The following is a 16,504-nucleotide window of genomic DNA, read 5'->3' on the forward strand; positions in this document are numbered from 1 at the left end:
AGGCTCAGCACGAGGGGAGGGGCTCAGCGGGAAGAAGGGAAGGTCAACCAGCCCCTCAAAAATCCTTGTCTAGCTTGCCGCGTTCCTTGAGTGCGGCGACCTGGCGGATGGCATCCTCCAAGACCTCGGCGGGCTGCGCGCCCGAGATCACGTAGCGGTTCTCCAGAATGAAGCAGGGCACGCCCGTGATGCCCATCCGTTGTGCTGCGGCAACGGCCTCCAGCACGTCCTTGCGGTGCGCGTCCGTTTCCAGCAACTCGCGGGCGTGTGCCGCGTCCATGCCGGCGTCGGTGGCGCATTGGACAAGCACGTCGCGGTTGCCGACGTCCTTGCCCTCCTGGAAATAGGCGCGGAACAGGCGCGCGACGAGCGCCGACTGCCTCTCTGGCCCGTGGCGGCCCGCCCAGTGGATCAGGCGGTGGGCGTCCAGGGTGTTTGGCGAAACCTTGATCGCGTCGAAATCGAAGGCAAGGCCCACCTGCGCGCCCATCTCCCGCAGCCGGTCATGGGCGGCGTCGATCCGTTCCTTAGAACCGAACTTGGAGAGCATGTACTGCTGGCGGTCGACGCCGCCGGCGGGGATGTTCGGGTCGAGGATGAACGGTCGCCATTCCACCTTCATGGCGTCGTGCCCGACGCGGGGCCAGGCGTCGAGCAGATTGCGCATGCCGAGAAAGCACCACGGGCAGACGACGTCGGAATAGACCTGGACGGTGATGGGTGTGGTCATGTGAGGTTCCTTTTGATCCGTGCCGCGATACCCGTGGGCGACGGCCTTGTCATGGATGTTTTCCGGCCGCTTCACGGCTTGCGCCACCAGGCTGACAGGTCATAGCCGGTCAGCGGCTGGACGTCCGGGTGCTGCAGATAGTTCCAGTGGGCCACCCACTTTTTCGGATTGTGCTGCGTCGGGATCATGTAGGCTCCCGAAATCAGCAGTCGGTCTAGGGCGCGCACCGCTGCGTCGTAGGTTTCCTTGTCCCGGGCCCGCAGCATGGTGTCGATCATGGCGTCGATCGCCGGATCCGCCGCGCCGGCATAGTTGAAGGATCCCTCGCTGTTGGCCGAGATCGAACTCCAGCGGTAGATCTGCTCGATGCCGGGGGAAGCGGTGCCCCCGACCGAGGCGATCATCATGTCGAAATCGAATGTCTGCTTGCGCTGCTGTAGCTGCGCGTCGTCCAGCACGCGGATGGAAAGCGCGATGCCAAGCCGCTCGAGCACCCGTTGCAGCGCCATGGCGACGCGCTCCTGTTCGCCGGAGGCGATGATCACTTCGATAGCGAAGGGCTTCCCTTGCGGGTCGAGCATCGTCTTGCCATTGAGGCGGTAGCCTGCCTCCTGCAGAAGAGCGAGCGCCTTGCGCATCGTCTCGCGGCTGACTGAACCGTCCTCCAGCGCCTCCTTGCCGTAGGTCCCGTCCATGACCTCGGGGAGGATTCGGTCCATGTAGGGGGCGAGCAGGCGCTTCTCGATCTCGTCCGCGGGCCGGCCGAGGGCCGACATGTCCGAGCCCTGCCAGAAGCTCAGGGTGCGGGCGGCCTGCCCGCCATAGACGTTCTTGTTCACCCACGCGAAGTCGTAGAGCATGGAGAGCGCCCGGCGCACGCGCGGATCGGCGAAGATCTCCCGGCGCGTGTTGAAGAAGAAACCGATGACCGTTGGCGGGACCCGGTCCTCGAAGGTTTCGACCACCACCCGGCCGTCCTCGGCCGCCGGAAAGTCGAAGTCCCGCTCGACCTTCAGCCGATCGAGATCGAGCTGCACCGAGCAGAGCCCCTTCTTGAAGGCCTCGAACTGGGAGTTGGCGTTCAGGAAATACTCGATCGTGATGCGGTCGTAGTTGTGGAAGCCGTGCATCGACGGCACGTCGGCACCCCAGTAGTCCGGATTGCGGCGGAAGATGACCTTGCGGCCCGGATCGACGCTTTCGACCACGTAGGGCCCGCTGCCCGTCAGGGGTTTGAGCGTCGTCTGGTCGAAGGTCGCGGCATCGAAGGCATGAGCCGGAATGACCGGGGTCATGGCGACGATCAGCGGAAATTCGCGGTCGGCCTCGTCGTTAAAGGTGAACTTCACCTTGTTCTCGCCCGTCTTTTCGATCTTCTCGATCTTGTTCATGCGGGACGAGTAGGGCGGTCGGCCCTTGGCCGCGAATGTCTCGTAGGTGAAGATGACGTCTTCCGGCGTCACCGGCTTGCCGTCCGACCAGCGGGCGTTCGGGTTGAGGGTGAACTCCGCATAGGTCCGTTCATCGTCGATGTCGATGCTTTCGGCGAGAAGCCCGTAGAGCGAGAAGGGCTCCGCCTGGTTCCTGCGCATCAGCGGCTCGAACACCAGATTGCCGAACACCGTGTCGGTCATGCCGCGCGCGGTCGTGCGCATGCTGCGCAGGATGAACGGGTTCATGTTGTCGAAGGTGCCGACCACGCAATAGGTGATCTCCCCGCCCTTTGGCGCGTCTGGATTGGCATAGGGAAAGTGTGTGAAATCCGCCGGAAGTTCTGGCTCGCCGTTCATCGCGATGCCATGGCGAGGCTCTGCCGATGCCGGCGCAGCGACAGCGGCGGCGGAAACAAGCAGGGAAAGAAGGGCAGCTCGCAGCATCGTTGATCTCTACTCTCTCGACGCGATTCGGTGAGAAGGCTCGGCCCAATCCCCTGGCAGTGCAAGCCCTTTGTGAATTCAGTCATGGCTTATGTGGGAAAAGAGCACCACGTCTCTGAAATGAACACTGGATTTGCCGGATGAGGCATTGTAAACGGCGCTTAAGCCTTGCTGTCGCCGCATTCGGAGGACAGTGAGCATCCATTCGCGGCCTAGCTGGCTGAATTTGGGGTAGGACAGGATTTGAAATGATGAGCCTGAAAAAGAATGCCCGCCGTACGGCTCTCGTGCTTCTCGGCGTGCTCGGCTCCGCCTTCGCGGGATCGGGTGCGGCTGTCGCACAGCAAGCGCAGATTCCGGACGGCTGGTTCAAAGCGTGCACCAAGCAGGACGACGTCGACATCTGCAACGTGCAGTACATGGCGCGCGCGGACAATGGCCAGCTCCTCACCGCCGTCAACCTCATCGAGGTCAAGGGCAAGGTCAATCGCCGTCTTATCCAGATCGTGGTTCCCACGAGCCGCCTGATTCCGCCCGGCGTCGGCATGCAGATCAACGGCGGTGCGGCCCAGAAGATCGACTACGCGATCTGCCTGCCGGACCGCTGCCTTGCCGAGACGCAGCTGACGGACGACCTCGTCAACCAGTTCAAGCGTGGTTCGGAGCTGACGCTTACCTCCGTCAACTTCCAGAACCAGCCGAATCCGATCAAGATCACGCTCCAGGGCTTCACCGCCGCCTATGACGGCGAGCCGCTGCGCCAGGACGATCTCAACGAGCGCCAGCAGAAGCTCGAGGAGTTCGTCAACAAGAACAACGAAGAGTTCGCCCGCAAGCTCAAGGAAGCGCAGGAGCGCGCCAAGCAGGCTCAGTAAGCCGGGCAGCTCATGGTTCCAATGCGAAAAGGGCCCCTCGCGGGCCCTTTTTTCATGTTCTGCAACAGCGCCGCTCGGCGCCGTTCCGGCATTGGCATTCGTTGCGGGCAGTAGCCGGCCTTCAGGCGCCGTCAGTTCAGGAACCGCGGTCGCGGCTGGAAGCGCCCGTCCGGCGTTTCGATCAGCACGTCGAGGATGCGCGGATGGCGCAGCGGCAGGCCGGAATCATCCCGCAGAAGGTTCTGTTCCGAGACATAGGCGATGTATTCCGTCTCGTCGTTTTCCGCGAGGATGTGGTAGAAGGGCTGGTTCTTGGCCGGCCGCCTCGCTTCCGGAATTGCCTGATACCATTCCTCGGTGTTGTTGAACTCCGGATCGACGTCGAAGATCACGCCACGGAACGGCAGCAGGCGGTGCTTCACCACATCGCCGATCGAAAACTTAGCTGTCTTGACGTTCTTCATCGTACAGCCTCATCACTTCCCTTGCAGTTCCGCATGGATGCGCTCGGTCAGGGGGCCATTCTCCTTGTGCGGGCGGGCAGGAGAGATGCGAAGCCGCTGCCCGGATACATGCCCTCGCGCATGAAAATACCGCGCAGGAACGGAACGGCGTCGAGGAGGTTGAGCGTGACGCCGCGGGCCATCTGCACCGGCAGGAACGACGACAGCAGCGAGAAGTTGATGAGGCTCACCGCCGTCGTGCGGGCGACGATATCCGGACGGCGCTGCATGTCATATGCGCGCATGGCAGCCTCTGAGCCGGGATCATCGGGGAAACGGCGGACGACGTCAACCACGTCCATCACGTCGCGAATGCCCAGGTTCAGGCCCTGCGCGGTGATGGGTGGGAACATGTGCGCAGCCTCGCCGACGATCATGATGCGACGGGCTGCAAAGCGGTTGGGCAGCATCGACACCAGCGGATAGAGCTGCCGGCCGGGCTCGACGGTGACGCGGCCGAGGAATGATTGCTGCCGCTCTTCGAGGCGGCGGGCCAGCTCCTCGTCGTCGACGGCCATGAGCCGTTCCGCGTCCCAGCTTCGCATCATCCACACGAGACTCGAACGGAAGCCGCCCGGCAGCGGCACCTGCGTGCAGGGGCCATGTTCGGTATGCAGCTCCGTCGAGGTGAAGTTGTGATGGCGCGTGTGGGCGAAATTCAGCACCAGCGCGCTCTGGTGGAAATCCTTCACGTGTACCGTGATGCCTGCGGCCTCGCGGCCCTTCGACTTGCGCCCGTCCGCTGCGACGGCAAGGTCGGCCGTGACCACATCGCCGTTGTCGAGCGTGATCTCCACCCGTCCCGTGTCCGTTGACCAGCGGCTGACGAACTGGCGTCGCCAGGTGATGCGCGGTTCCGCGGCTGCGGCCTTGCCGAGCGCCTCGTTCAGGCCCGCGTTCGGAATGTTGAGGCCGAAGAACTCCTCGCCGATCTCGCTCGCGTGGAAGTTCACCGTCGGCGTGCGGATAAGGCGGTTGGTGCCGTCGGCGATCCGCATGGTGACGAGCGGCGCGGATATGGCGCGAATCGCGTCCCCGACGCCAAGTCGGTCCAGAAACTCGATCGCCGGGCGCATCAGCGCCGTCGTTCGCGTGTCATCGAGCCGTGGATCCGGGCCGACAAGGGTTACGGGTTCTCCGATCTGTGCCAGTGCCAAGGCTGCTGCAAGACCGGCCGGGCCAGTGCCCACGACGACGATTCTGTTCTGTTCTGTTGCGGTCACAGTACTACTCACGTTAACCCCACAACCAGATATAGCAGCCCGCACGAAGGGAGCAAGAAAAGCGTCGCCGCAGGGCAGAAGACGTGGATTACCGCCGGAAACCGCAAGTCGGTTGCAAGTCAAAGCTGATCCGTGGTTAAGCACGTGCTATTGGCGAACATGAGTTGAGCAGTGGGGATCCGGTTCGGTGCGCCGGGAGACGCAGGCATGACGACCAGAGACGGAATTCTTGGCCAGGCAGCTTCTGCCGACGTTGCGCGGGTAACTTCATGAAAGAGAAAAAAGTCACGGCGCCGAAGGCGAAAGCCTTTTCGGTTCATCTCCTGACCGCGTCCGGTTCCTTCCTGGCATTCCTGTCACTCGTTGCGGCGAGCGACATGCGCTGGACGGCCATGTTCTGGTGGCTGGGGCTCGCGCTGCTGGTGGATGGTATCGACGGTCCGATCGCCCGCAAGCTCGAGGTGAAGGAGGTCCTGCCCAACTGGTCCGGCGAGCTCCTGGACAACGTGATCGACTACGTGACCTACGTGCTCATTCCGGCCTATGCGCTCTACCAGAGCGGGTTCATGGGCGAGAAACTGTCGTTTCTTTCCGCCGCGATTATCGTGATCACCAGCGCGATCTACTACGCCGACACCGGCATGAAGACGAAGGAAAACTTCTTCAAGGGCTTTCCGGTCGTCTGGAACATGGTGGTCTTCTCGCTGTTCGTGATCGGCGTCGGCGAATACACGGCCTTCGCGGTGGTCGTCATTGCGGCGGTCATGACCTTTGTTCCGATGCACTTCATCCATCCGGTGCGGGTCGTGCGCCTGCGCACGATCAACCTGACGGTGTTCCTTGTCTGGAGCATCCTCGGAATCATCGCGCTGCTGCAGAACCTGCAGGCTGACGCCTGGGTTCGCTATGGCGTTGCCATCACCGGCATCTATCTGTTTTGTATCGGCGGCATCATGCAGATGTGGCCGCAACTTGGTCGAAGGGGGAGATGAACATGGTCAAGGCAATCCGGATGACGGAAACCGGTGGCCCGGAGGTGCTGCAACTGGTCGACATCGAGCAGCCGCGGCCCGGGCCGGGCGAAGTGCTGATCGAGCACAAGGCGATCGGCGTGAATTTCATCGACACCTACATGCGCTCGGGCCTCTATCCGGTGACGCTGCCTTTCGTCCCCGGCAACGAGGGTGCCGGCGTGGTGCTGGAGGTTGGACCGGGCGTCGAGGACTTCAAGCCGGGCCACCGGGTGGCCTACTGCGGAGGCAATGGCGGCGGCTACAGCGAGCAGCGCGTCATGCCGGCCGACCGGGTGCTGAAGCTGCCCGATGACATTTCCTTCGAAAGGGGCGCGGCCATGACCCTCAAGGGCCTGACCGCCTGGTTTCTGCTGCGCCGGACCTATCCGGTCAAGCCTGGCGACATCGTCCTCTACCATGCGGCTGCCGGCGGCGTGGGCCTCATCTTCGGCCAGTGGGCCAAGCACCTCGGCGCGACCGTGATCGGGACTGCCGGCTCACCCGAGAAGATCGAGCTCGCCAAGGCGCACGGCTTCGATCATGTCATCAACTACCGCGAGGAGAATTTCGTCGAGCACGTGCGCGAGATCACCGGCGGCAAGATGTGCCAGGTGGTCTACGATTCCGTTGGCAAGGATACGTTCCCGGCCTCGCTCGACTGCCTGCGGCCGCTCGGCATGTTCGTCAGCTTCGGCCAGTCGTCCGGCATGGTTCCTCCCTTCAGCATCAGCCTGCTCCAGCAGAAGGGTTCGCTGTTCGCCACCCGTCCGGTGCTGTTCCACTACATTGCGGAGCGCAAGGAACTGGACACTGCAGCCGAGGAACTCTTCGATGTGGTGCGCAAGGGCGCGGTCAGGATTGTGATCAACCAGCGCTACAAGCTGGAGGAGGCCGCCAAGGCGCACGACGACCTTGAAAGCCGCCGCACGTCGGGCACGACGATCCTCATTCCGTAACAACCGGTTCAGCCGCGCAAGGCAGCGGCGTCCGAACCCTTGCCAGGCTGCTGACACGCCGGTGTCAGCAGCCTTCTGCTATGGTGGCATGCCAATCTGGAGGTTTGACATGCTCAAGTTTTATCACGCTCCATGGTCGCGTTCGTTCTCGGTTCTCTGGCTGCTGGAGGAACTCGGCGTGCCCTATGAGATGGAGCTGGTCGACATCCGCAAGGGCGCTCCCGAGGAATACCGGCGCATCCAGCCGAGCAAGAAGGTTCCGGCCATCGTTCACGACGGCACCGTGGTGACGGAGCGGGCCGCGATAACTCTCTATCTGGGAGAGAACTTCAACGGAAAGGGCCTTGCGCCGAAGCCAGGCGACCCGGACCGTGCGACCTATCTCATGATGCTGGTCTACCACGACTCGGTGTTCGACCCGGTGATCTGCGCGAAAGTGCAGGGGCTCACGTATGCGAGCAACGACTATCCTTTCGGCACCTTCGACGACATGGTCGCCAACCTGGAGCGCATCCTCACGCAGCGCCCCTACATCGCTGGCGACCGCTTCACGCTGGCCGACATCATATGGGGTACGGGCATCGACTTTACCGCCAATGTGCTGAAGGCGCTGCCGCTCAAGCCCGTGTTTTCTGCGTATCTCGACCGGGTGACGTCGCGGCCGACCTATCAGGCGGTGAAGGAGAAGGACATGGAACTCGCCCGGCAGGACCGTTCGCTTCAGGAAATGCTTGCGAAAGCTTCATCGACAGGCGGCGGAAACGGGTGAACGCGCAAAAGGCTCCGACCCGCCGCCGCGTGGAAGCTGGTGCCACGCGGATCCCAGCCCCGAGGATCGTGCTGCTGACAGTGCTCCCTCAATCATGCTTTCGCGCTGGCGGCTTTTCTAGCGCCAGCCTTCCCGGATACGCCGCGCTTCGGCTGCTGTGTGGATTGCCTTTCGGCCGCCTCGGCGGCTTCACGGGCGAGACGGAGCTGTCTCAGACGTTCCGTCTTGCGCTCCCTGGCGGCATTTTCCTTGGCGACGATCGCGCGGTAAGCCTCTTCCGTTCTCTGCGCTTTCCGTTCCATGCGCGTTAGCGAGGCGGGAGCGAGCGGAGCTTGGGCGCGGTCAGGCATGCGGTCTCCCTTCGTTGTCGAGCGGCCAATGCCGATAGTGGCGTGGTGACCTTGCGGCTGGACCCAGCACTCCGGTTCTAACGCCTGGATGATTAACATGTTCCAAGAATAACGGTAAGCTGATGTAGGAATCACCGGGTATTGAGTACGTCCATATCGTTTGCCGTAAGTCGGGAGACTGTCGTGACGGGTAAATCGTGGATACTGGGCGCAGCGCTTTTCATGTCCGGCGCGTCCACTGTTTCCGGCGAGCCGCTGTGGGGCGGTGACTTTCTCAGACCCGGCATTCATTCCGGCTTCAACGAAGTCCGGATTGGAGTGATGGCCTATGACCGCGGCCCGTTCTCGACGGACGATTTCAACGGTGCTGTGATCAATGGTGAGTTTGTCTTCGCTTCGCCCGAATTTCTGAGCGCGATCGGCGCGCCACGCCCGTACCTTGGTTTCGACGCGGCAATTGCAGACGATCCGGTCCACTTCTTCTACGGCGGATTGAACTGGGACTTCCGCCTTACGGACCGGCTATATGTTGGCGCGAGCCTCGGCGGAGCCGTTACCACCGCCGATGATCTGAAGACGCCTGCCACCTACAAGGCGCTCGGCTGCCGTGTTCTGTTTCATCTGGGCGCGGCCATCGGCTACGACATTTCCGACCACTGGACCGTCCAGGGTTATCTGGACCATTTCTCTAACGCGGGCCTGTGCGATCCGAACAACGGGGCGGAGGCCACCGGCGTGAGGATTGGCTACCGCTTCTAGACCGCTTCAGGAAAATCCGGTCTTGGCCGGCGACCGAGAGGGCAGGCGGCCGGCGCTTCCGTGCAGCTTCGATAGCGCCCGAAGATCGGCAACGCACCGTAGGCGTGCCCAATCGATTGCCCTCGCGGGCGAGGGCAATCCGGGGCGCGCCAGCTTTACCAGGAGCGGTGGATCCGCTCGTGCGGCTGAAGGGGATAATGGTAGCGTCAGGGATGGTAACGCCAGTGTCGGTAGGGTCGGTCGTACATCCACCGGTCCAGCGCCTCCTCGCGGGCGCGGCGGTCCGCGCTCCGGTCAAGTTCGCGCCGCTGCACGCATTCGGCCATGGGGATCGACCTGTCGGGGAAACCGATCATGCGGCAATGGGCGCGATCCATTTCCAGCCGTTGGTGGGGGGCGATGGTGGAACATGCCGTCAGCGTTCCAAAGGCGGCGCAATAAAGGCATGGTAAAATAAATCTTTTGACTAGAGCACTCATCTGAACACTCAAATACTGAATTAATATAGACGTTCAGATTACTCATAAAAACTGGCAAAATATTGTCGAAATTCTCGATCTCTTTGACGACAGTCTGTCTGGTGTCCGGTCGCAAAGGAAGATGGCGGGCCTCCGCGCCATTCACTGCGGCCCGCGCGAGGATCTGTCCGGGCGCGCGGCGACCATCCGCCGTTGTCTAATTCCACTTCAGTACATATCTGGCTGGGGTAACGCCTGGACGGAGCACGCCATGATTCCATTGTCGATCCTCGATCTAGCCCGCATTCGTGAAGGTTCAACGGCCAGAGAGGCCCTCGACAATGCGCGGGACGTGGCCGTGCACGCGGAGCGCTGGGGCTACAAACGCATCTGGGTGGCCGAGCACCACAACATGCCGGGCATCGCCAGCGCTGCCACCTCCATCGTCATCACCCACATCGCCGAAGGAACGAAGACGATCCGCGTGGGGGCAGGGGGCATCATGCTGCCCAACCACTCGCCCTATATCATCGCCGAGCAGTTCGGCACGCTCGCCCATCTCTTCCCCGGCCGCATCGACCTGGGCCTTGGCAGGGCTCCCGGCACCGACCAGCTGACGCTGCGCGCGATCCGCCGCCCGCCCGAGGCGGCCGAGCGTTTCCCGCAGGACGTGCTCGAGCTCCAGGCCTATTTCCGCGAGGCGGAGGAGGGCCAGCGCATCCAGGCGGTGCCCGCTGCCGGTACCCATGTGCCGCTCTGGATCCTAGGATCCAGCAATTTCGGCGCCGTCCTCGCTGCCGAACTCGGTTTGCCCTATTCCTTCGCGTCCCATTTCGCGCCGGACTACCTGCTGCCTGCGCTTGCGCTCTATCGCAGCCGCTTCAAGCCGTCTGGGCAGCTCGACCGTCCCTACGCGATGGTTGGCGTGAACATTGTTGCAGCGGAGACGGACGAGGAGGCAAGACGTCTGTTCACCACCCAGCAGATGTCGTTCACCAACATCTTCCGCGGCGCGCGCGGCCTGAGCCAGCCGCCGATCGACGACATTGAGACCTACTGGACCGAGGTGGAGAAGGCGCAGGTCCAGCGGATGCTCGCGCGCTCCATCGTGGGCTCTCCCGCGACGGTGAAAGCTGGCATGCAGGCGCTTGTGGAGGAAACCGGCGCGGATGAGCTCATTATCGTCTCCGACGTCTTCGACCACCGGAAGCGGCTGCGCTCCTTCGAGCTCATCGCCGAGGCCTGGTTTGGCTGAGGCGGGGACTCCTCACTCCAGCGGCTTCAGTCCCGCCTCGATCTCCGACCGGCGGGGCTCGAGGAACGGCGGCAGCGCCAGGCGCTCGCCGAGCGACTCCAGCGGTTCGTCAGCCGTGAAGCCGGGCACATCGGTTGCGATCTCGAACAGGTTGCCGCCGGGTTCGCGGAAATAGAGCGAGCGGAAGTAGAACCGTTCGACCTCGCCCGAGCTCGGGACGCGGAACCCCGACACGCGCTCCGTCCAGTCATGCAGCGTTTCCGGGGTCGGCGTGCGGAAGGCGACGTGATGCACGCCACCCGCGCCTTGCCGCGCGAAGGGCAGGCCAGGCTGGACGGCCATGTGCAGCTCCGCTCCCGGTCCGCCGTCGCCCATCCGGTAGACATGCACGGTGCCTGTGCCATCGGGCGAGGGGTACTCGCGGACCTCGGTCATGTTCATGAGTTCCGTCAGCACCCGCTCGGTCGGCCCCTTCTTGGGCACCGAAATGGTGATCGGGCCCAGACCGCGGATCTGGAACTCCGCCGGCACGGGGCTTTTCTCCCACGGATGGGATTCGCCCTGGCCTCCGTCATCGACCAGGCGGAAGCGCTGTCCCTCCGGATCCTCAAAGTCGAGGCTCGCCCGGCCGTCGAGCACGTGTATGTCGCCCACCGGCAGCCTGGCCTTGCGCAACCGCTCCGCCCAGTACTCGAGCGCCCGTTCGCCGGCGACCCGCAGACCCGTGCGGCAGATGGAATGGGTGCCGCGCCGCTCCGGCGGAATGGGCCAGTCAAAGAAGGTGAGGTCCGTGCCGGGCGTGGCCAGGCCGTCCGCATAGAACAGGTGGTAGGCGCTCACATCGTCCTGGTTGACGGTCTTCTTGACGAGCCTGAGCCCCAGCGTCTCCGTATAGAAGCGCTTGTTGGCCGGCGCATTGGCAGTGATCGCCGTGAGGTGGTGGATGCCGGTGAGCTGCATGGCCTGGTCCTCCTTCGGAGCAGTTGATCTGGAAGCTCGGCGCTGCTCCAGCTGTCTGCCGTGTCGCGGTTCCGGAGCGAAAACCGTTTCCGCCACCGACGGAATCGTTCGGCCAATATTGTAACCGTGCTCCGGACGGTAAAGCGTGCTGCTACTCTACACGCTGTTCGCGAAAAGCGAACGGAGTTTCTTGCCCGTTGGCTGCAACACTTGAAGACCTGCGCTATCCCGCGGCGCGCGGGCCCGCGTGGCGGCAGGCTTTTCTGCGAGCAGCCCAACACGATGCCGCCCGGCGAACTCTGGCGGGTGACCGCCAGGCAGGATCGGCCCCGCGACGGGGCTGCGCAGGTTGGAGCGCTTTCCCGCGAACATCTTATTTCTGCATCACCTGCAAAGGCCGCATGCTGATCGTGTCATGAAAGCACGATCGAAGGAGGCGAACGCCCGGCTCGCGATGGCCCGGGGAAATTCAGGCAAAGAAAAGAAAAAGCCCGCCAGGGAGGAGGATGGCGGGCTTTTTCTGAATGCAGCTTAGGAGGAGGAATTTACTGCATTTATGTCGTTGCCTGTTTGGGAGGAGGAGAAACAGTCAACACGGCTTAGATACTTCGTCCTCCGGCGTGAATCCATAGACATTTGTGCAACGCAGTCTTGCATTTTGTGCAATGCACAATGATGGCCGCCGCGCCGCTTTCGCGAGGGGCGAGAGAGAAGGCTTTCGCCTCAGCCTCTCTGCCTATAACCCTGGACCGCGTCTCTGGCGGCGGCGAATGTGGCGAACCAGTCGGCGGGGATCGGTCGCGGCTCGATGATCCGGCCGGCGGGTTCGGAGGGCAGGTCGTGGCCCGCGCCGCGGGCGGCAAGCTGGGCACAGCCCAGCGCCGTCAGTTCCGGTTCGTCGGAGACGCGCACCGGCCGTCCGAGAACGTCGGCCACGAACTGGCAGAACCAGGGATTGCGGCTCATGCCGCCGTCGATGCTGATCGGCGGCAGGATGGCCACCGACTTTTCCATCTCGGCAATCACTTCCGCCACGCGGAAAGCAACGCCCTCCAGCACCGCCTGCACCATGTCGGAGGGCGTTGTGTCGAGGCCGAGGCCCATCCAGGCGCCGCGCGCCGAACGGTCCCAGTGCGGCGCGGCTAGGCCCGAAAGCGCCGGCACGAAGACCAGGCCGCGCGAGACCGCCGGCTCGCGCTCGAAATGGTCGAGCTCGGCGGTGGTGCTCCAGAGCCCGAGCTTCTTCGCCCAGTTGACGGCTGACGATGCGGAATAGACACCGCCGTCGAGCGCGTACATGGTGGCCCCGTTGCTCTCGCTCCAGGCGATGGTGGGCAGCAGCGGAGAGCCGCCCTCGAGACGGTCGGTGAGCGCCAGCGCGAAGGCGCCCGTGCCGAACGTGATCTTCGCATGGCCGGGCAGGCGCGCCCCATGGCCGAACAGGGCTGCCTGCTGGTCCACGATGCTTGCCGTGAGCTTCGCGCCATTCTTCAGCGTGCCCAGCTCGCCGCAGGTGGGCAGGATCGGGGGCAGGGCCTCCAGCGGCACGCCGAAGATCTCGCAAAGTTCCGGGTCCCAGCTGCAGGTGGTGAGATTCATGAGCGACGTGCGCGAGGCCGTTGTCGGGTCTGTGGCGAAGACGCCGGTGAGCCGGTCGCGGAAGAAGGCGTCCGTGGTGCCGAGCCGCAGGCGGCTCTGGGCGGCCAGTTCGCGGGCTTCCGCGCAGTTTTCCATGATCCAGCCGAGCTTGGAAGCGGAGAAGTAGGGGTCGAGCGGCAGGCCCGCGCGCTCGCGCACCAGCGACTCCAGGCCCTTTGCCTTGAGCGCTTCGCAGGCGTCCGCCGTGCGGTCGTCCTGCCAGACGATGACGGGCGTGATGGCGCGGCCGGTCGCCGCGTCCCAGGCAAGGCAGCTTTCGCCCTGGTTGTCGATGCCGGCGCAATCCACCTCGCCGGCGGCCGCGATGCAGGCCTCGATATTGGCAATCAGCTCCTCCGGATCGTGCTCCACATGGCCTGGCGCGGGATAGAACTGCCGGTGCTCAACCGCGTGGACAACCCGGTTGCCGCCGCCATCGACCACGAAGGCACGGGTGGACGTCGTTCCCTGATCGATGGCGAGGACTCGCATCATTCCTCCAGATGTATGCTGACCTGACCTGTAACTGATGGCATGGGCAGGGTGATGCGCCGGTCGGGTCGCGTCCATATGCGTCGCGATGCCACCTCGCGGCCATCCACCCGAACCGACAGACGGCCGTTCACCGGACGATTGACCCTGAGCTGCAGCCGGTCAAGGGCTTGCTCGGGGCTCACGAACTGCGGCACGACCCAGGCGAGCGCGTCGCTCTCGACGGTGACCGGCGCCCGCTCCGCAGGCAGCCCGCTCTTCAGATCCCTCGCAATGGCGAGGCCCACCCGCCGGCCTTCCGACCAGCACCAGCCCGCCGTCTCCACCGGATGCAGCATGTTGCCGGCCGCATAATACGTAGGATCGGAGCATCGGCCGGCGCTGTCCACGGCCGGGCCGCCCGTACCCGGATCGCGGGCGAGATGGCTCGTGACGATGAGCGTGGATTCGGAGCGGAAATGGCCGCTGACGATCACGCCGTCGGTCTCGATCCGCTTGCGGCCCTTCGGGCCGTCAATGATCACGGATTCCACCCGCTCGCGTCCCTCGATCGAGACGAGCTTCGTGGAGAGATAAAGCGGAATGCCCTTGATGCGCGGATAGAGGCATGAAGGCCAGCGCGCCGCCGTTGCGCGGCGGGAATCGACCATCGCCACTGGACGGATGCCCGCATGGGCGCAAGTCATGATCGCCGAGAAGGACACGAGTTCCGTGCCGAGGATCACCGGACGGCGGAACGGGCGCGCGTGCTCGAGATACACCATGCCCTGCAGCGCGCCGGTGCTGACCACGCCGCCCGGCTTGGTGCCGCCGATGAGCCGCTGGGCGCGGGAGCTTTCCCGCACACCCGTGGCTATAAGCACGCGCCTGGCGGAAATCGTTGTCACGCCCTCGTCGCTCGTCACCGTGACCGAGGGACCGGGGTGGAGTGCCACAACGTTCACGCCGAGCGCGAAGCGCACACCCGCGGCCTCTGCGCGTGCCGCAAGGGCGCGGGCGTAGTCCGGGCCCTTCATCACGCGGTGAAACTCGCGCATGCCGAACGGATAATGGCCGCAGTGGCGCGGGATTCCGCCCGCCGCCTTCTCGCGGTCCACGACCAGCACGTTGAAGTCGCGCGCAAGTTCCGTGGCGGCGGCCAGGCCCGCGGGGCCCGCGCCGATCACCAGGACATCAACCTCGGAGGGCAGGATCATTCAACAATCTCCGACATCGGCTGGTCGAAATGATCGCGCGTCAGGCGGCATAGCTCCGCCGAACAGAAGAAGGCCTGGCAGCGGCCCATGGTGACGCGCGTGCGGCGCTTGAGCCCCGCCAGTGAGCGGGCGGGCAGCGGTCCCGACAGCGCGTCCATGATCTCCCGCCGGGTGACGAGCTCGCAGTGACAGACGATCCCGCCGTGTCCGGGCTTCTGCCAGTCGCGCGGGAGGAATTCCGAAATGTTGCGCACGCTCGACCACACCGGGTGGGCGGGCGGCGGGAATTCGAGCGCCGCAAGCTTCTCCACATGCTGGGCAATGCCGAGCGCGGCAGACAGGCCCGTGGAGCGGATGCCGCCCACGGTGATGTACGAGAGGCCCTCGTGCGCCTTGATACAGTATTCCTTGAGTTCGGTGGCGGGGCGCAGGCCCGCATAGATGGCCGTCACGTCGTGCCGCTTCAGCGCCGGCACGATCTCCTCGCCACGCTTCTTCAACGCTTCGAGCGTTTCGGGAACGAGCTCTGCATGCAGGCGGTCGTCCTGGTCCTCGGCCGTTGGGCCCACCAGAAGGTTGCCGAACGCGGTGCGGCAGACGACGACGCCCTTGGTGATGGCGGTGGGCACCGGCAGCAGGATGTGGTTCACCAGCGCGGCTGCCGGCTTGTCATAGACCACGAACTGGCCCTTGCGCGGCTTGATGTGGAAGTCGCGGCGACCGATGAACTTCTCGTCCACGAGATCACCAAACAGGCCGGCGGCATTGATCACCAGTCCGGCGCGCACCTCGCCGCGGGTCGTCTCGATGATCCAGTCATCCTCCCGGCGCGCCCCGGTGACCTCGGCGCCGCGCATGAGCTGCGCGCCGTTCTCGACGGCCTGCAGCAGATAGGCGAAGGGCGCCGACCACGGGTCGATCAAATATTCACCGGGCACGCGGAAGGCAGCGCGCGCATTCTCTCCCAGTTCCGGTTCGGCCTTGCGCAGCGCCTGCCGGTCCAGAACCTCGATGTCCGTGATCCCGTTCTTGTGCGCCTTCTCGATCAGGCCGGGGAGGGCGGCTTCCTCTTCCTCGGTCCAGGCGATGACCAGCGCGCCGCAGCGGTTGACCGGTAGGCCCAGCCGTTCGTGGATTTCCAGATACTCCTGGTATCCCGCGCGGATGCAGGCGTGCTCCAACGACCCCGGAGGGGCGTCGAAACCCGTGTGCAGAATGGCGGAATTGCCCTTGGAGGCGCCGTCGAGAATGTCCGGGGCTTTCTCGATCACGGCCACGCGCGCCCCCGCGAGGGCAAAGCGCCGTGCGATCGCGCAGCCAACGACGCCGGCGCCAATGACGGCCACGTCGAATCGACCGGTTAGAGGCTGGTCCGGCATGCAGGTCACTCCTGTTGATGAGCGCAGTCATGCTCCAAAATGACCGAATAGTCAATTTTTGCCCGCTATTT

General features: G+C 64.1%; 16 protein-coding genes. 6 read left to right on the plus strand and 10 right to left on the minus strand.

Annotated features, from left to right (window positions below):
* Positions 1–55: 55 nt before the first annotated feature.
* Positions 56–730 carry a DsbA family oxidoreductase gene (locus ABD906_RS14380; RefSeq protein ID WP_345100192.1) on the minus strand — a complete coding sequence of 225 codons (675 nt, stop codon included), beginning with the start codon at positions 728–730 and terminating at the stop codon, positions 56–58.
* Between the two features lie 71 nt (positions 731–801).
* Complete coding sequence (locus ABD906_RS14385) at positions 802–2,607, minus strand: extracellular solute-binding protein (RefSeq protein ID WP_345100194.1); 1,806 nt, start codon at positions 2,605–2,607, stop codon at positions 802–804.
* A gap of 248 nt (positions 2,608–2,855) precedes the next feature.
* Here ABD906_RS14385 and ABD906_RS14390 point away from each other — a divergent pair, with 248 nt between their 5' ends.
* Positions 2,856–3,482 (plus strand): invasion associated locus B family protein, encoded by a 627-nt coding sequence (locus ABD906_RS14390; protein WP_345100196.1) that lies wholly within the window; start codon positions 2,856–2,858, stop codon positions 3,480–3,482.
* A 131-nt stretch (positions 3,483–3,613) separates the two neighbouring features.
* Here ABD906_RS14390 and hspQ read toward each other — a convergent pair whose 3' ends face one another.
* Entirely contained in the window at positions 3,614–3,946 is a 333-nt protein-coding gene (gene hspQ / locus ABD906_RS14395) for a heat shock protein HspQ (protein WP_345100198.1), read from the minus strand.
* 47 nt (positions 3,947–3,993) lie between these two features.
* Positions 3,994–5,208 (minus strand): UbiH/UbiF family hydroxylase, encoded by a 1,215-nt coding sequence (locus ABD906_RS14400; protein WP_345100200.1) that lies wholly within the window; start codon positions 5,206–5,208, stop codon positions 3,994–3,996.
* Positions 5,209–5,477: 269 nt separating this feature from the next.
* Between ABD906_RS14400 and pcsA the strand changes: the two genes are divergently transcribed.
* The 3 genes from pcsA (at position 5,478) to ABD906_RS14415 (ending at position 7,946) form a co-directional block, all read left to right on the plus strand.
* Entirely contained in the window at positions 5,478–6,200 is a 723-nt protein-coding gene (gene pcsA / locus ABD906_RS14405; RefSeq protein WP_345100202.1) for a phosphatidylcholine synthase, read from the plus strand.
* Between the two features lie 2 nt (positions 6,201–6,202).
* On the plus strand, positions 6,203–7,177 hold the full coding sequence (locus ABD906_RS14410; RefSeq protein ID WP_345100204.1) for a quinone oxidoreductase family protein: 975 nt from the start codon (positions 6,203–6,205) through the stop codon (positions 7,175–7,177).
* A gap of 109 nt (positions 7,178–7,286) precedes the next feature.
* Positions 7,287–7,946, plus strand: coding sequence for a glutathione S-transferase family protein (locus ABD906_RS14415; RefSeq protein ID WP_345100206.1), 660 nt, complete (start codon positions 7,287–7,289; stop codon positions 7,944–7,946).
* A gap of 92 nt (positions 7,947–8,038) precedes the next feature.
* Here ABD906_RS14415 and ABD906_RS14420 read toward each other — a convergent pair whose 3' ends face one another.
* Positions 8,039–8,296 carry a transcriptional regulator gene (locus tag ABD906_RS14420; RefSeq protein ID WP_345100208.1) on the minus strand — a complete coding sequence of 86 codons (258 nt, stop codon included), beginning with the start codon at positions 8,294–8,296 and terminating at the stop codon, positions 8,039–8,041.
* 183 nt (positions 8,297–8,479) lie between these two features.
* Between ABD906_RS14420 and ABD906_RS14425 the strand changes: the two genes are divergently transcribed.
* A complete protein-coding gene (locus ABD906_RS14425) occupies positions 8,480–9,055 on the plus strand; it encodes an acyloxyacyl hydrolase (protein ID WP_345100209.1) in 576 nt (191 codons plus the stop codon).
* A 206-nt stretch (positions 9,056–9,261) separates the two neighbouring features.
* Here the strand turns inward: ABD906_RS14425 and ABD906_RS14430 are convergent, their stop codons facing one another.
* The gene (locus ABD906_RS14430; protein ID WP_345100211.1) at positions 9,262–9,432 is read right to left on the minus strand and encodes a hypothetical protein; all 171 of its coding nucleotides are present in this window, start codon (positions 9,430–9,432) and stop codon (positions 9,262–9,264) included.
* A gap of 352 nt (positions 9,433–9,784) precedes the next feature.
* Between ABD906_RS14430 and ABD906_RS14435 the strand changes: the two genes are divergently transcribed.
* Positions 9,785–10,768, plus strand: a complete 984-nt coding sequence (locus tag ABD906_RS14435) for an LLM class flavin-dependent oxidoreductase (RefSeq protein WP_345100213.1) — start codon at positions 9,785–9,787, stop codon at positions 10,766–10,768.
* Between the two features lie 12 nt (positions 10,769–10,780).
* Here the strand turns inward: ABD906_RS14435 and ABD906_RS14440 are convergent, their stop codons facing one another.
* The 4 genes from ABD906_RS14440 to ABD906_RS14455 form a co-directional block, all read right to left on the minus strand.
* Complete coding sequence (locus ABD906_RS14440) at positions 10,781–11,728, minus strand: ring-cleaving dioxygenase (RefSeq protein WP_345100215.1); 948 nt, start codon at positions 11,726–11,728, stop codon at positions 10,781–10,783.
* Positions 11,729–12,451: 723 nt separating this feature from the next.
* A complete protein-coding gene (locus ABD906_RS14445) occupies positions 12,452–13,861 on the minus strand; it encodes an FGGY family carbohydrate kinase (protein WP_345100217.1) in 1,410 nt (469 codons plus the stop codon).
* A complete protein-coding gene (locus tag ABD906_RS14450) occupies positions 13,858–15,054 on the minus strand; it encodes an FAD-dependent oxidoreductase (protein ID WP_345100219.1) in 1,197 nt (398 codons plus the stop codon). Before ABD906_RS14450 ends, ABD906_RS14445 begins: the two co-directional genes overlap by 4 nt.
* A complete protein-coding gene (locus ABD906_RS14455; protein ID WP_345100221.1) occupies positions 15,051–16,433 on the minus strand; it encodes an NAD(P)/FAD-dependent oxidoreductase in 1,383 nt (460 codons plus the stop codon). The genes ABD906_RS14450 and ABD906_RS14455 overlap by 4 nt, the downstream gene beginning before the upstream one ends.
* Positions 16,434–16,504 lie beyond the last annotated feature (71 nt).

This window comes from Chelativorans composti, from assembly GCF_039541695.1.
Taxonomy (GTDB): domain Bacteria; phylum Pseudomonadota; class Alphaproteobacteria; order Rhizobiales; family Rhizobiaceae; genus Chelativorans; species Chelativorans composti.

Bases quoted from the DNA above. Each gene is read 5' to 3' on its own strand.
- ABD906_RS14380 (WP_345100192.1), bottom strand. From the start codon at position 730: ATGACCACACCCATCACCGTCCAGGTCTATTCCGACGTCGTCTGCCCG.
- ABD906_RS14385 (WP_345100194.1), bottom strand. From the start codon at position 2,607: ATGCTGCGAGCTGCCCTTCTTTCCCTGCTTGTTTCCGCCGCCGCTGTC.
- ABD906_RS14390 (WP_345100196.1), top strand. From the start codon at position 2,856: ATGATGAGCCTGAAAAAGAATGCCCGCCGTACGGCTCTCGTGCTTCTC.
- hspQ (WP_345100198.1), bottom strand. From the start codon at position 3,946: ATGAAGAACGTCAAGACAGCTAAGTTTTCGATCGGCGATGTGGTGAAG.
- pcsA (WP_345100202.1), top strand. From the start codon at position 5,478: ATGAAAGAGAAAAAAGTCACGGCGCCGAAGGCGAAAGCCTTTTCGGTT.
- ABD906_RS14410 (WP_345100204.1), top strand. From the start codon at position 6,203: ATGGTCAAGGCAATCCGGATGACGGAAACCGGTGGCCCGGAGGTGCTG.
- ABD906_RS14415 (WP_345100206.1), top strand. From the start codon at position 7,287: ATGCTCAAGTTTTATCACGCTCCATGGTCGCGTTCGTTCTCGGTTCTC.
- ABD906_RS14420 (WP_345100208.1), bottom strand. From the start codon at position 8,296: ATGCCTGACCGCGCCCAAGCTCCGCTCGCTCCCGCCTCGCTAACGCGC.
- ABD906_RS14430 (WP_345100211.1), bottom strand. From the start codon at position 9,432: ATGGATCGCGCCCATTGCCGCATGATCGGTTTCCCCGACAGGTCGATC.
- ABD906_RS14435 (WP_345100213.1), top strand. From the start codon at position 9,785: ATGATTCCATTGTCGATCCTCGATCTAGCCCGCATTCGTGAAGGTTCA.
- ABD906_RS14440 (WP_345100215.1), bottom strand. From the start codon at position 11,728: ATGCAGCTCACCGGCATCCACCACCTCACGGCGATCACTGCCAATGCG.
- ABD906_RS14445 (WP_345100217.1), bottom strand. From the start codon at position 13,861: ATGATGCGAGTCCTCGCCATCGATCAGGGAACGACGTCCACCCGTGCC.
- ABD906_RS14450 (WP_345100219.1), bottom strand. From the start codon at position 15,054: ATGATCCTGCCCTCCGAGGTTGATGTCCTGGTGATCGGCGCGGGCCCC.
- ABD906_RS14455 (WP_345100221.1), bottom strand. From the start codon at position 16,433: ATGCCGGACCAGCCTCTAACCGGTCGATTCGACGTGGCCGTCATTGGC.